Annotated in this window: 16 protein-coding genes; 8 read left to right on the top strand and 8 right to left on the bottom strand. The window is 28.8% G+C overall.

Annotated elements, in window-relative coordinates; translation table 11 throughout:
* Positions 1 to 30: 30 nt before the first annotated feature.
* The 4 genes from ABV008_RS03970 to ABV008_RS03985 form a co-directional block, all read right to left on the bottom strand.
* A complete protein-coding gene (locus tag ABV008_RS03970) occupies positions 31 to 963 on the bottom strand; it encodes an AEC family transporter (protein WP_352418520.1) in 933 nt (310 codons plus the stop codon).
* Positions 964 to 1,003: 40 nt separating this feature from the next.
* Positions 1,004 to 1,903, bottom strand: a complete 900-nt coding sequence (locus ABV008_RS03975; RefSeq protein WP_352418521.1) for a CgeB family protein — start codon at positions 1,901 to 1,903, stop codon at positions 1,004 to 1,006.
* 39 nt (positions 1,904 to 1,942) lie between these two features.
* Positions 1,943 to 2,680 (bottom strand): glycosyltransferase family 2 protein, encoded by a 738-nt coding sequence (locus tag ABV008_RS03980; protein WP_352418522.1) that lies wholly within the window; start codon positions 2,678 to 2,680, stop codon positions 1,943 to 1,945.
* Positions 2,681 to 2,813: 133 nt separating this feature from the next.
* Positions 2,814 to 3,650 carry a glycosyltransferase family A protein gene (locus ABV008_RS03985; RefSeq protein ID WP_352418523.1) on the bottom strand — a complete coding sequence of 279 codons (837 nt, stop codon included), beginning with the start codon at positions 3,648 to 3,650 and terminating at the stop codon, positions 2,814 to 2,816.
* 270 nt (positions 3,651 to 3,920) lie between these two features.
* Here ABV008_RS03985 and ABV008_RS03990 point away from each other — a divergent pair, with 270 nt between their 5' ends.
* Positions 3,921 to 5,216: a UDP-glucose dehydrogenase family protein gene (locus ABV008_RS03990; protein WP_352418524.1), complete on the top strand. Its 1,296-nt coding sequence runs from the start codon at positions 3,921 to 3,923 to the stop codon at positions 5,214 to 5,216.
* A 46-nt stretch (positions 5,217 to 5,262) separates the two neighbouring features.
* On the opposite strand, the gene ABV008_RS03995 is transcribed toward ABV008_RS03990, so the two are convergent.
* From ABV008_RS03995 to ABV008_RS04005, 3 genes are all read right to left on the bottom strand, one after another.
* Positions 5,263 to 6,054: a glycosyltransferase family 2 protein gene (locus ABV008_RS03995; protein WP_352418525.1), complete on the bottom strand. Its 792-nt coding sequence runs from the start codon at positions 6,052 to 6,054 to the stop codon at positions 5,263 to 5,265.
* Positions 6,055 to 6,086: 32 nt separating this feature from the next.
* Positions 6,087 to 6,887: a glycosyltransferase family 2 protein gene (locus tag ABV008_RS04000; protein ID WP_352418526.1), complete on the bottom strand. Its 801-nt coding sequence runs from the start codon at positions 6,885 to 6,887 to the stop codon at positions 6,087 to 6,089.
* 259 nt (positions 6,888 to 7,146) lie between these two features.
* Positions 7,147 to 7,854 carry a glycosyltransferase family 2 protein gene (locus ABV008_RS04005; RefSeq protein WP_352418527.1) on the bottom strand — a complete coding sequence of 236 codons (708 nt, stop codon included), beginning with the start codon at positions 7,852 to 7,854 and terminating at the stop codon, positions 7,147 to 7,149.
* 88 nt (positions 7,855 to 7,942) lie between these two features.
* Here ABV008_RS04005 and ABV008_RS04010 point away from each other — a divergent pair, with 88 nt between their 5' ends.
* The gene (locus tag ABV008_RS04010; RefSeq protein WP_352418528.1) at positions 7,943 to 8,245 is read left to right on the top strand and encodes a putative Se/S carrier protein; all 303 of its coding nucleotides are present in this window, start codon (positions 7,943 to 7,945) and stop codon (positions 8,243 to 8,245) included.
* Here ABV008_RS04010 and ABV008_RS04015 read toward each other — a convergent pair.
* Positions 8,242 to 9,681 carry a hypothetical protein gene (locus ABV008_RS04015; protein WP_352418529.1) on the bottom strand — a complete coding sequence of 480 codons (1,440 nt, stop codon included), beginning with the start codon at positions 9,679 to 9,681 and terminating at the stop codon, positions 8,242 to 8,244. The two genes, ABV008_RS04010 and ABV008_RS04015, sit on opposite strands and share 4 nt — an antisense overlap.
* A 114-nt stretch (positions 9,682 to 9,795) precedes the next feature.
* Here ABV008_RS04015 and ABV008_RS04020 point away from each other — a divergent pair, with 114 nt between their 5' ends.
* The 6 genes from ABV008_RS04020 to ABV008_RS04045 all read left to right on the top strand — a co-directional run bounded on the left by ABV008_RS04020 (position 9,796) and on the right by ABV008_RS04045 (position 13,724).
* The gene (locus tag ABV008_RS04020) at positions 9,796 to 10,428 is read left to right on the top strand and encodes a hypothetical protein (RefSeq protein WP_352418530.1); all 633 of its coding nucleotides are present in this window, start codon (positions 9,796 to 9,798) and stop codon (positions 10,426 to 10,428) included.
* A 315-nt stretch (positions 10,429 to 10,743) separates the two neighbouring features.
* Positions 10,744 to 11,193: an RrF2 family transcriptional regulator gene (locus tag ABV008_RS04025; protein ID WP_352418531.1), complete on the top strand. Its 450-nt coding sequence runs from the start codon at positions 10,744 to 10,746 to the stop codon at positions 11,191 to 11,193.
* 41 nt (positions 11,194 to 11,234) lie between these two features.
* Positions 11,235 to 12,416, top strand: a complete 1,182-nt coding sequence (gene nifS / locus ABV008_RS04030; protein ID WP_352418532.1) for a cysteine desulfurase NifS — start codon at positions 11,235 to 11,237, stop codon at positions 12,414 to 12,416.
* Between the two features lie 12 nt (positions 12,417 to 12,428).
* The gene (gene nifU, locus ABV008_RS04035; protein WP_352418533.1) at positions 12,429 to 12,854 is read left to right on the top strand and encodes a Fe-S cluster assembly scaffold protein NifU; all 426 of its coding nucleotides are present in this window, start codon (positions 12,429 to 12,431) and stop codon (positions 12,852 to 12,854) included.
* A 125-nt stretch (positions 12,855 to 12,979) separates the two neighbouring features.
* Positions 12,980 to 13,513, top strand: coding sequence for a PRC-barrel domain-containing protein (locus tag ABV008_RS04040; RefSeq protein ID WP_352418534.1), 534 nt, complete (start codon positions 12,980 to 12,982; stop codon positions 13,511 to 13,513).
* 49 nt (positions 13,514 to 13,562) lie between these two features.
* Positions 13,563 to 13,724: a YtxH domain-containing protein gene (locus ABV008_RS04045; RefSeq protein ID WP_352418535.1), complete on the top strand. Its 162-nt coding sequence runs from the start codon at positions 13,563 to 13,565 to the stop codon at positions 13,722 to 13,724.
* Positions 13,725 to 13,729 lie beyond the last annotated feature (5 nt).

Below are 13,729 nucleotides of genomic sequence, written 5' to 3' on the forward strand. Positions count from 1 at the left end.
AATGAGACATGAGAAGTAATGTTCTTTTTTCTATACAAGGAGCACAGCAAAAAAAGGGACAATAATAATACTTATTATCGTGGTAAAGGTTATTAGCCAAGAAGTATATTCGGAATTATTTTCATAGTGTTTTGCTACAACAGCTATTTGCGCCATAATGGGCATTGAAGCTTCAAGAATAAAAACATTTTTCATTAATGCTGGAAAATCAAAAAAGTGTAAGAACATAAAAACAATAAATGGAGTAATAAAGAATTTACCTATTATTATCAGACAGCTGTATAAGTCAAATTTAATGTTTTGTAGCTTTACAGAACTAATGACTAATCCAATAAAAAACATGGATAGTGGAGTTGTCAAGTTACCTATGTGTTTTAGCCCATCTGCTATAAAAATAGGGAGCTGTATATTTAACAATACTATTATGAGACCAATTATAAAACCTAATAAAGGAGGAGAAAGTATTTTCTTAATAGCCATATTAATAGAAAGCTTTACCTTTTTGTTGTATTTGGTTTTCTTTATATTATACACACCTAATGTCCAAAATAATGTTGTATTCGCAAAGTAGTATAATAATACAAAAGGTATACTATCTTCTCCATATATAGCAATATTTACAGGTAATCCTATAAATATTGTATTTGAAAAAGTAAATAATGCACAAAATAAGCCTAGCTTAACTTTATCAATCTTTGTTACTTTTCCAATAATATAGCTAATCAAGTAGGAAATTAGTATACAAGCAAAGGAAATAATTATTCCATATTTGTATTGGACTAAAGTGTTATTGCTAAATCTTTGAGAAATGTTTGTTATCATAAGAGATGGAAGGGAGATGTTTATGATAATTTTAGAAAAAACATCTCCAGTCTTATTTTCAAGCCATCCAATTTTTGAGATTATAAAACCTACTGCGATTATCAATAAAATGCTTAATATACTTGATGCACCTGCTACCATAATAATCCCCCAGGCAATAATATTTTGTCGATTTTTTTATCTATCTGTTTGACTTTATTAATTCAATTAATTCTTTAGCTCTTTTTTCATATGTGAATTCTTTCGTTACTCTATTATTGGCTTTATCCACATTTGATTTTATAGCAAAATAGTTTGAATTAATTTCGTCTATACATTTTTTAAATTCTTTTTTATTTCGATAATATAGAATTTCCTTCGGAAATAAGCTAAACAGTTCTTCGCTATAGTCAGATATAATTGGTAAACCACATGCTAGAGCATCAAAGACTCTATTGTTGACAAATCCGTATTTTAGCATATCTGGCCAGTGATTATTTAAGGTAACTTTTGCCCTTGAATATAAATCTGCAAGTTTTTCATTTGCCATATATTGACTAACAATGTATTTCTTATCTATCATTTTTTCCCAACCTCGCCCCCATACTTTAAGGGGCACATTGTACTCTATTGCCCAAGACACGCAGTTTCTTTTTACTCCACGGGTATTGCCAACAAAAATGAAGTCTTTTCTTTTTAAAACATTATCTTTATTTTTATTGTTAAATTCTTCATGATCAGTGCAAAGTAAAAAAGGATATACGGGCTTTTTAATTTGCTTTTTTAAGACTTTAAAATACTGATTTGAAGCTAATAAAACTATATCATATGATTCATACTCTTCTTTAGTAACATCCTCAGGATGTCCAAAGTTCCACAATATATTAAGCCCAGAATGCTTTTTAACCTTATAAGGATATTTTCCTCTAAGCACTAATATTATATCAGCTTTTTTACCATTATACCATTTACTATGATAATCAGTTTCTACATTCTCTCCAAGTCTTTCTAAATATTTAGAAAGACACCTGCCAACATGATAGTCTCCCCATTTCTTTTGACGATAATCTGTAGAAGAGGGATTTTTTATAATCCATTTCATTTTGAATCCTCCAATGAATGATGTTTTAATATAATGTTACTAATTTGCATAGCTCTTGTAATTTTTAGATTTTGGCAATAATCTAAACTGTTTCATAAAGTTCTCATTTTTTATTTTCCAAGTATGATATTTTAGTGAGGTATGTCTATTATAGATAAAGTTTTTGCTGCTTGTAGAATAGATTTTTATGCTGTTTTTTAGACAATCTTTTAAGAAACGTTGGTCTGCGCCATGACTCATATTCTTAAATTTGTATTTTCTGATTATACTTCGTTTCATAACAAGAGTTGGTCCATGAATATAATTTGTGTATTTATTTTCCGAACCACCTTTTCTTATACCTATTCTTTCTATGCCTTCGAAATAAGCATAATATTTAGATTTTCCTACTACACCTGCTTTTGTTGAAATAATAGCATTTACTGCTTCGTTTAGATAATTAGGTCCATAATAGTCATCGTCATCAAACTTTGCTATTAAATCTGATGATGATTGAGATACTCCAAAGTTTATACAATCAGACAAATCCTTGTTCTCATCAATTTGAAAAATTCTTGTATCATCGTATGACTCTGCTTTTTTCTTCCAGAGATTAATATCCATGTCATTATTGTTTAAAATAATTATTAATTCTTTATTTTTGTAAATTTGCCTTTTATAATTATCAAGTATATTATCCATATATTTTGGCTTATTTGTAGAAACTAAAATTGAAACAGATAAGTTAGAAAAAGTATTATTAACCTTTATTGATTTCTTATCTATTTCCTTTCTCATAGGACTAGACATAGTATTTTTTGCCTGATTTTCTTATTATTTACAGGATTTAAAGAAGTGACAGATTTATTCTTAGACATTATTGACATCCTTTCAAGGTATAATAATTCCTTTGATTTGAACTATCGCACCATTACATAAAATCATTTAAGATTTTATTCATTCTATTTTTATCACTAATAATATATTTTCGATTAGCAAGTCTAAATGTAGATGAATCATTTGTAGAATGAACAAGGCGGATGTAGTTTGGCTTTTTTAATATTTCGTGGTTGAGAAGCTTTATTACATTTGGATGTCCACCTGGTATTTTATATCTTTTTCCAGATATATAATCATCTACCTTATAAATTAAAGTATAATAGTTTGGAGATATCTGAGGAAACTTCGCTATTTGTTTTTTTATAGAGTCATAGATATACCCGTTCTGGTTTATAATTGCTTCTGTGGATATATGGTGTTTATAATCAAATAGCTGCTGTATAAAGCTTTTATGATACATGTCGTCTGAGTCGAGACGCACTAAATATAAATAGTCAAACCCTTTTGCTTTTTCAATTACCTTTTTTTCATATTTACTTTTCGCAATAAAGGTAACGTTATTTGGAAGCTTTGGATACTTACTTAGTATCTTAGTGATAATGTCTTTAGATTTATCCTCATATTTTATTAAGGCTAAATAATTCTGGTTTGTTTGGGACTTTAAGCTATTCAAAGTAAACTTCATAAAAACATTTATTCTATTTTCTATCCAGCTTTCAGAAAATCTTTTATTACTGAAGGGCATTGTGTTAAATTCGCTCCATATAATAACCATCTTTTTTCCTGGTATATATTTTTTAGGCATATTAGTGTTATTTTTACCGATGAGATTTAATTTGGTTTTTTGAGCTACTTTTTTGTTCTCATGATTTTTATTAATTTTTATTATTTTACTAGTTTTATTAACAGCTTTATTTTTTTTTATCATTTTTACACCCCTAAAGGAATTAATTAGTATTCTAGATAATATAAAAGAAAAATACATATCCATAAAACACATAAACAAGATTATTAAATTTCCAATGAGTTATTCTGTAACTTATATAGAACTCATTTAATCCTACTTCAATATATGAAATGAAGAAGTATTGGTGCAAAAGTGTTTAAAAGCTATCACAAAGTTTATGTATTTCATAAAATATATTAAACTGATGTCACATTAATTATTGATTGAATATACAAGTAGGAAGGTGAGGAAATGGAAATATGTGTTATTGGCGCCGGGTATGTAGGACTAGTAACTTCACTAGGCTTTGCTAAACTAGGTAATAATGTAATTTGTGTTGATATAGATATTAATAAAGTTGTTAGTTTAAATAATGGAATACCAAGCATATATGAAGAAGGACTTGAAGATATGCTTATAGAGTGTTTGGAGAAGAAAAACATTACTTTCAGTAACAATATTATTGAAGGAATAGAAAAATCCAATGTGATATTTATTGCTGTAGGGACACCTGAGAAGAATGATTGGGATATTGATATGAGTCAAGTTTATGAAGTAATAAGTCAAATTTCAAACAATATTTTAAATTATAGATTAATTGTCATTAAAAGTACTGTTCCCATAGGAACTCAAAAGAAAGTTAATAAGATATTTCTTGAGAATGGTGTTTCAGTAGATAGTTTTGATATTGTTTCTAATCCAGAATTTTTAAGAGAAGGAAGAGCTTTACACGATTTTTTTAATGGAGATAGAATCATAATAGGTTGTGATTCACTTAGAGCAAAGAAAATAATGAAAGAGCTATATGAGCCTTTTACATGCGAAATTATATATACATCACCTGAAACTGCTGAGCTAACAAAATATGCTTCAAATGCTTTTTTAGCTTCTAAAATTTCTTTTATTAATGAGATTGCAAACTTGTGTAATAAAGTAGGTGCAGATATAGAAACTGTGGCTTATGCAATGGGATTAGATGAAAGGATTTCTCCTAAGTTTTTACGAGCAGGCATTGGGTATGGAGGCTCTTGCTTTCCCAAGGACACTAAAGCTTTAGTAAAAATTGGTGATAAACATGGTATTGATTTTAAAATAGTTAGGGGGGCTATTGAAGTTAATGAAAAACAAAGATTTATACCTATTAGAATATTGCTAAATAAGTATGGAAGTTTAGAAAAAAAAATTATTACCATATTAGGGCTATCTTTTAAACCAAAAACGGATGATATAAGAGACTCACCATCACTAACTATTATTGAAGAATTGATAAAAAACAATGCTAATATTAAGTGCTATGATCCGATAGCGATAGATAAGGTTCGAAATATTTATTCTAATATTATGTATTGTTATAATTTGTATGATGCAATAGAAAACTCTGATTGTATAATCATATGTACTGAGTGGGATGAGTTCAATTCTTTAAATTTAGGCAAAATTAAAGATAGTATGAATTATCCTATGATAATTGATGGAAGAAATATGTTAGATGGAAAGAAAGTTAGGGAGAAAGGTATTGAATATTATTCAATAGGGAAATCAAATTAAAAAGAACAAAAAGGCTATTAGTTCAAATAATAGCCTTTTTTACATATTAGATATCAACAAATGGGGTGAAATCTACAATTCCTTGTTTAACTTTTCTGCATAATCTCGACAAATCATTATTAGATATTTTCCAAGTATGGTTTTCTGATGATTCGCTTCTAATATATACATGGTGAAATCTATTAGTAGAATAAATTTTAAAACCTATACTAATAGCATCTTTAGAAAACTGTGTATCAACGCCTCTAGGGATATCAGAAAATAATATCTTATCGAATACATGTTTTTTTATAATTAATGTAGGCCCATCCATATGTTTTACATATTTATTTTCTTTTAAAGGAGAACGAATAGCTAAAGTTTTACTTTTTTTGAAATAAACAAAGGAAGCCGCTTTACCGATGATATCAGCATTTTTTAGAAATTTAATAGAATCTGATAAATATTTTGGCCCATAATAATCATCATCATCAAATTTGGCTAGGATATCATATTTGGTCTTAGAAACAGCAAAATTTAAACAACTACCTAAAGTGATATTCTCATCAAGTTGAAATATACTAATATTTTCATAGGATTTAGCTTTTTTTTCCCATTGTTTTATGCTCATTTTATTATTATTTAAAACTATTATCATTTCTTTATTTTCATATAATTGTCTATCGAAATTTTCAAATACATTTTCCAAAGAGTCTTTTCTCATTGTACATACAATAATAGATATGCACGGAGACTTATTTTTTTTATGGTATACAGATATCTCTTCTTTATTATTATTTATTATTTTCTTACTTTTTTTTATTTTATTCATAACTTTATTTACAGGCTTTTGAATCATTTTTTCCTCCTTAATTAAACATTGGTAAGGAATTATATATCGACAATATTTGTAAAGCTATCTATATTTTCTTTAACTATTTCACACATCTTTAAATGTTCCTCATCACTAATCTGCCAACAATGTTTTTGAGGAGATTCTTGTCTTATATAGACGTGATGAAATCTATCTGTAGAATAAATTTTATATCCATTTGCTGTACAATCTTTAGAAAAGTAGGTGTCAACACCCCTAGATATATCCCTAAACTTAACTTTATTAAAGACATACTTTCTTATACTCATAGTAGGCCCATCCATATGGTAAACATATTTGTTTTCTTTTTGAGGATGCCTAATTGCTAATATCTTTGACTTTTTAAAATATACAAATGAAGCAGCTTTTCCAACTATATCTGCATTAGTTCTATTAAAAGCTTGGACTATGCTATATAGGTATTTAGGGCCATAGTAGTCATCATCATCAAATTTTACAATAATATCACATTTAGCCTTAGATATAGCAAAATTAAGACAACTGCCTGCAGTAATATCCTCATCAAGTTGATAGACTCTAACTTTTTTATGTTTTGATGCTTCTACTCTCCAACTTTTTAGATTCATGCAATTATTATTTAGAACTATTATCATTTCACTTTCTGTATATAGTTGACGGTCATAATTTTCAAATACATTTTCTAGAGAGTGTTCTCTCATTGTATTAACTACAACTGTTACCTTAGGTAGACTGATGTTATTTATTTTAGATAAATATATATTATTACTATTTACTTTTGTTGAATTTTTTCTTTTGAGATAAGAGGATTTAGATTTGCTTATAGGTTTTTTATTCAAATTTTTACCTCCTACATAATAGTGGATTTTATTCTAAATACTAAGATTGTTATGGAAAGACTTTTTGCACATTACAGATGAGTTGTTTATCTTTCTGGGTTATAAAATAGTGAAAGTCTTGGAACTGTAAATAGTAGAAACCTATCTTAGTTTATTTTATGTGTGACGTAGGCATTTGTGATAACAGAAGAACATGGCTCAGAGAAAACATTATAATTAGATAAGAAAAACAACTAAGTTGGAAGTAATAGGTTCCAATTTAGTTGTCTATATTATTTTTGTCATAATTATCAGAGTATACTCTGTAATCATCAACTTTACCAATTATTCTACATAATTTCTTGAATAGCTCATCTTTAATATTCCAAGCATGTTTATCTAATGAACCATGCCTTATGTATACAAAATTGTTCTTATCTGTAGCAAATATTTTGACCCCATTTCTAATACAATCCTTGCAAAATTGTATATCTTCTCCTAATGATTTATTATGAAATTTTATTTTATCGCATATCTCTTTTTTAAATACCAGTGTGGGCCCTTCTACTCTATATACATATCTGTTATCTCTTTTTGGATTTCTAATAGCTAGGATTTTACTGTCTTCGAAGTAAACGTAGGTAGTATATTTACCAACTACATCAGCATACTTTAGAGCTTTAACTGCTTGAGAAAGATACTCAGGGCCATAATAATCATCATCATCTAGCTTAGCTATTATATTGAAATTTGCTTTTTCAATACCATAGTTTAAACAGTAACCTAAGGATTTATGTTCATCTACCTGAAAAACTGAAGAATTAGGATACTTTTTTGATTTCTTTATCCATTCTTTTAAATTCATTTTATTATTATTTAATATAATTATTAGTTCTTTATCTTTATATAGTTGTCTATTAAAGTTTTCAAAAACATTATCAATATATTTTGGCCTATTTGTGCAAGTAATAACAGAAATTTTTTTCACATTTACACTCCTTAAGGAGAAAAGTTTTTGTAACAATATTAACCATTAAAAACATATTTATATCATATAACATAAAGGATGTGATATTATGGATGTTAAAACAATAAGTAGAGGAAAATACTATATAACCGTATTCAAATCTAAAAACTATGCTGTACAACTATATTACAAGCTAGAGAAATCAGGTTATGGAATATTTCAGTTAATATCTACACCTTGTCATTTAAGAGGAGGATGTAGCTACTCTATTAAATTTAATAAGCTTAATGATTTAAATTATTTAAAGCAGTACTCGAGAGATTTTAGCGAAGAAATACAAGGTCTTTATTGCGTAGAAAGAAAAGATGGTATTAAGGTGTATGAAGCTATCAATTTTAATATAAGCAGTTAGGCACGTCTAAAAAGTTTTGACCAAAATCCTTTTTTGGAGTCTTTATCAATGATTTCTTTTATTTTCCTATCTATGTCATTATAACATTGATTACTAATATCGATGGATTCTTTAAGTGCAAGTAGAGTATTGTCTATATCCATAAATTGAGAAGCAAAATTATTGGTAATATCTATTATCTTTGCAAGATTATTTGATATGTCTGATAAATTATGTAAGATTAACTCAATTTCATTTGGATTATCATAGCGTTCTTTCGTCCTTTTAAAAGATTCTTCATTATCACTTGACGGAAAGTCTCTATTATCAGCATAATCTATTGAAGTCATGAATCCTTTAGTTTCCATGCTAATTTTCTTATTATCTTTTTTGCTTAATTGTGCATATTTATTTATATAATCTATAAAATCTTGATTTAGCAAAATCTTCATATTGTCTAGATAGAATAAAACTTGAGACATCTTTATGATGTTTTTTTCTGTAGATAAATTTGTAAGATATTTGGCTATATTGATTTTAATATCTTGTGGTATATAAAGAATGTTATTTAGTTTCCAACTGTAACCATAATCTTGTGAAATCAAGAAAAGAATCTCGCTATTTCCTTGCAACAAAATTTGAATTGAATCCTTATCCTCTAGGATTATCGGATATATGAATTCATTATTTATAGGAGGAAGGGCTTCTTCCTTCCACGTGTTTCTATTGCTACCTAGCTGGGCAAGATGCATATACTTTACCTCATATTTGTTTTTTTCATGCACTAACCATGAAATATGGATATTATCAATTTTGTCTATTAAAATACAAGGATGCCTATTATTGCTTGAATGCTCTGATAATAATTTGGGAACTTGGCTCCATTTTCTTGTAGATGAATTGAAGAAGACATAATATATTTTCTGTATACCATCTATAATCGAAGTATAAACCATATGAATATTATCAAATTTATCAAAATCAATTGAGTAAGAGGGTACTTTTTTAGGAGACATGAAGCTTATTACATTAATCTTTTCCCAATTGCCTTTAGTTCCCATAAGATGTTGGATAGTCCATACCTTAGGGTTTATTAAATTAGAGAAGGAATACAATATATGAATATTTTCCTTATTAACTCTTAAGGTTAAATCACTATAATGATTTGATCTTATATCAAATTGAGTCAAAGTTTTTTTTGCCCATTTGTTATTCGAATAAAGACTATAGAATAAACTTCCATCATTAGTAAGATAAATCAAATGTATCCTATCCCTAATATCTATATCCAATGAAAGGCTATTAATAGCATCATCAGATATTAAGTATTGATCAATTAGAACGTTAGTAATGTCGTATAAGTCATAGTTAATTTTTTTATTTTTGTCTAAATAAAATCTAAGAGTTTCTCCTGATGAATTTTTTATTATGTAGTTATTTTTTTCGAAAATATTCATTAATTATCATCCTTTCAAACATATTAAAAAACAATCACAATTCTATCTATAATTCATAATATGAAAGTAAAGATGATTTTATTAAATTATATTTGGGTAAAGGAGTGAAAAGCTATGGTAAACGGATTTGATCCAAGTCCTGGTGACCCGTTCATGCCAGATGATCTAAGTTATATTACTGAGACAGTATGTATTATTACTGATAAGGTATATGCTCATTGTCAACAAAGAGAGTGTTTTCCAAAGATAGAAGTTGATTTGGAAGATAAAAAATTTGCAAGCATTAGATTTAGACCTGGATTTATTGTAGAAAACACATTAGTTGTAACAGACATACAAAACAGACCAAATTTTAGAAGAGTAAGATTTACATTGAGAGTACCGTTCGAAGTAATAACAACTGACGGAAGTGTTATTAATGGATTTTTACCAGACATTTTAAAAGACATAATATTATTTATCCCAGATGCAAGAGATGAATTCGATTTTAGAATTGTAGTAGAAACAGCTTCAAGAGTTTTAGGAGAACCAACTCTAAGTGGTTGTGTGCTGTCATTTGCCGTTGGAGTATTTATAATTGTAAAAGTTGTAGGAAGAGTGCAATTACTTATTCCAGCATTTGGCTTCTGCCCAGAACCGCCTGAGTGCGAGGAATTTAGTCCAACAGATATATGTGATAACTTTGACTACGAACCATTCCCAGATTTCTTCCCTCCTCAATTTGAAGATTTGTTTCCAGATGCATAAAAAAAGGGGAGCTTTTTCGCTCCTCTTAGGCTGCTAACTAAGTTAGTGGCCTTTTTTATTTTTAAAGAATTTATTTTATAAGGTAGTAGAAAATTCTAGTCTTATAATAAAAGTTCTTCAAAGTATGTTTTGTGTATCTGGTGACTCATTGTTAGAATCTTAATACATTTGTTTGCAAAAGTACATAAAGTCATGTGAAATTATTAAAGGATGAGAAATATTTTTAATAATTGAATGTTGACAGAAATGGTAGGGTATAATATACTTAGAAAAGAAAGCCTAGTAATATACTTGGAATTATAAAGAGGTGGTTCAATGAAGCTTTCAACGAAGGGAAGATATGGACTTAAGGCTATGTTTGAATTGGCTCTTCACTACGGAGAAGGTCCTATACCTTTAAGAAATATAGCTGAAAGTCAAGATATCTCCGAGCATTATTTAGAGCAACTAATTGCAGTGCTAAGAAAGAATGGGCTAACAATTAGCGTAAGAGGAGCTCAGGGAGGATACTTGCTAAATGATGAACCCAAAAATATTACAGTAGGAGATGTCATAAGAGCTTTAGAAGGGGATATTGCACCTTCTGATTGTGTATTAGATGAGAATATTGGTAAATGTCTAAAAGAAGATTATTGTGTTACAAAGAACGTATGGATTAAGATTAAAAATAGTATTAATGAAGTGATTGATTCAATAACATTACAAGATATGGTTGATGATTTCATAGTGACAGATAAAAAGAAAGGATATATGTACTATATTTAGCAGTATACCTAAATATGTACATCTTGTTGGGAGGATGAAAAATGATTAGACAAGTTTATCTAGATAATGCAGCAACCACTCCTGTTAAAAAAGAAGTTCTTGATTCGATGATTCCATACTTCACTGAAAAGTACGGAAACCCATCTAGTATCTATAGGCTTGGACAGATAACTAGAGCAGCCATTGATGAAACTAGGGAAAAGGTTGCGAAGGTAATTAACGCTAGGTCAAGAGAAATTTTCTTTACCTCTGGTGGCTCAGAAGCTGATAATTGGGCAATAAAGGGAGTTGCACTAGCAAACAAGGATAAAGGCAATCATATTATTACTTCAAAAATAGAACATCATGCAGTTCTTCATACATGTGAATATTTAGAAAGAAATGGTTTTGAAGTTACTTATTTAGACGTAGATGAAAATGGATTAGTGGATATTGAACAATTAAAAAACTCAATAACTGACAAGACAATATTGATTTCAATAATGTTTGCAAATAATGAAATTGGTACTATACAACCAGTAAAAGAAATTGGTAAAATTGCCAGAGAAAATAAGATATACTTTCACACAGATGCTGTTCAAGCAATAGGTAATATTAAAATTGATGTCGAAGATTTAAATATAGACTTACTGTCTATGTCTGCACATAAGATATATGGACCAAAAGGGGCAGGTGCTCTTTATGTAAGACAAGGAATAAAGATTCATCCATATATACATGGAGGTGCACAAGAAAAAAACAGAAGAGCTGGTACAGAAAATATCCCTGGAATAGTAGGTTTTGGAAGAGCTATAGAATTAGCATATGAGACTATTGATGAACATAATCAAAAGCTTACAAAATTAAGAGATAAACTAATAAAAGATATTTATGCAAATATTGACTATGTTAGATTAAATGGGCACTCTGAACAAAGGCTTCCTGGAAATGTGAATTTTTCCTTTGAATTTATTGAAGGGGAAGCATTGTTACTAAGTTTAGATATGGTGGGAATATCTGCATCTAGCGGATCAGCTTGCACATCCGGTTCGTTAGATCCTTCACATGTTTTATTGGCTATAGGGCTCCCTCATGAAATTGCACATGGTTCTTTAAGGCTAACATTAGGAGATTTTAATACAGAGGAAGAAATGGATTATGTAGTAAATAACTTAGTTAAGATAGTTGACAGATTAAGACAAATGTCACCGCTATATGAAAATGTAAAAATAAGAAAGAGATAAGGGGGTAAATAAATGTACTCAGAAAAAGTAATGGATCACTTTATGAATCCAAGAAATGTAGGAGAAATTGAAAATGCTGATGGGATTGGCCAAGTTGGGAATCCTAAATGTGGAGATATAATGAAAATGTACTTAAAAATTGAAGATAACACTATTGTAGACGTGAAATTTAAAACTTTTGGATGCGGTTCTGCTATAGCTTCTTCAAGTATGGCTACAGAAATGATAAAGGGAAAAACCATAGAGGAAGCAATGCAGCTTTCAAATAAAGCAGTAGCCCAAGCATTAGATGGATTACCTCCAGTTAAAATGCATTGTTCTGTGTTAGCTGAGCAAGCTATTAAGTCAGCTTTATTTGATTACTCTAAGAAAAACAACATAATAATAAAAGGATTAGAAGATTTTAATCCTGATGAAGATGTTCATGATCATATGTAATTAAGCTTAGAGCTACTGGATAACAGTAGCTTTTTTAGTTTCAGTTATAGAAAGAAAACTTAAATAATATTAGCTTACGAATGTGGAATACTAATAATACAGAAATTTTTAAAGGAGTTATATAATTGAGAAAAGTAAGTGAATTAATAGGAATTCCAGTAGTATGTAAAAAAAGTGGAGCTAGAATTGCATCTGTAAAAGAAGCAATTTTTTCAAAGAAAAAATATAGGATAATGGGATTTGTTGTAAGCGAGGGAAGTATTTTTAGAGAGGCTAAAATAATACAGTTAAATAATATTGTTTTTATTGGAAAAGATGCACTGATTGTAAAGAACGAAAATGTAATAGAAACATGTAGTACATTGCCAGAACTAAATCAACTATTAAATGAAAAGAAAATAGTTGAGGAAGAAGTATTAACTGAAGAAGGTGAAAGCTTGGGACATATTAAAGATATTCTAATAGATGAAGAAAAAGGAAAGATTATTGGGTTTATTCTTACAGATGGATTAATCCAAGATATAAAAGAAGGAAGAAACGTTTTACCTTATACTACAGGAATAGTTTTTGGAGAGAACTCAGTCATTGTTTCAAACGAAACGAAAAGTTTATTTGACAGATATAAGGAAGATTACAAAAAACTTCTAGAATTACTTTAGGGATTTGTATCAAACTAAGTATAGAGAATCTTTAAAGAGGGGTGAAAATATGAAAGGAAGATTTTTTTCAGGAATTGTAGCAGGTAGTCTAATAGGTGCTACAGCAGGGATGTATGCAGTTACAAAGATGAGTCCAAGACAAAGAAGAAGGATGATGAAGGCTAGTAAAAGAATAATGTCAAATGTTGTTAGCAACATAGGATTACTTTAATAGGG

The sequence above is a fragment of the Proteiniborus sp. genome (assembly GCF_040308045.1).
Taxonomy (GTDB): Bacteria; Bacillota; Clostridia; order Tissierellales; family Proteiniboraceae; genus Proteiniborus.

Coding starts and splice junctions, on each gene's coding strand:
- ABV008_RS03970 (WP_352418520.1), bottom strand. CDS start 963: ATGGTAGCAGGTGCATCAAGTATATTAAGCATTTTATTGATAATCGCA.
- ABV008_RS03975 (WP_352418521.1), bottom strand. CDS start 1,903: ATGAAATGGATTATAAAAAATCCCTCTTCTACAGATTATCGTCAAAAG.
- ABV008_RS03980 (WP_352418522.1), bottom strand. CDS start 2,680: ATGAGAAAGGAAATAGATAAGAAATCAATAAAGGTTAATAATACTTTT.
- ABV008_RS03985 (WP_352418523.1), bottom strand. CDS start 3,650: ATGATAAAAAAAAATAAAGCTGTTAATAAAACTAGTAAAATAATAAAA.
- ABV008_RS03990 (WP_352418524.1), top strand. CDS start 3,921: ATGGAAATATGTGTTATTGGCGCCGGGTATGTAGGACTAGTAACTTCA.
- ABV008_RS03995 (WP_352418525.1), bottom strand. CDS start 6,054: ATGATTCAAAAGCCTGTAAATAAAGTTATGAATAAAATAAAAAAAAGT.
- ABV008_RS04010 (WP_352418528.1), top strand. CDS start 7,943: ATGGATGTTAAAACAATAAGTAGAGGAAAATACTATATAACCGTATTC.
- ABV008_RS04015 (WP_352418529.1), bottom strand. CDS start 9,681: ATGAATATTTTCGAAAAAAATAACTACATAATAAAAAATTCATCAGGA.
- ABV008_RS04020 (WP_352418530.1), top strand. CDS start 9,796: ATGGTAAACGGATTTGATCCAAGTCCTGGTGACCCGTTCATGCCAGAT.
- ABV008_RS04025 (WP_352418531.1), top strand. CDS start 10,744: ATGAAGCTTTCAACGAAGGGAAGATATGGACTTAAGGCTATGTTTGAA.
- nifS (WP_352418532.1), top strand. CDS start 11,235: ATGATTAGACAAGTTTATCTAGATAATGCAGCAACCACTCCTGTTAAA.
- nifU (WP_352418533.1), top strand. CDS start 12,429: ATGTACTCAGAAAAAGTAATGGATCACTTTATGAATCCAAGAAATGTA.
- ABV008_RS04045 (WP_352418535.1), top strand. CDS start 13,563: ATGAAAGGAAGATTTTTTTCAGGAATTGTAGCAGGTAGTCTAATAGGT.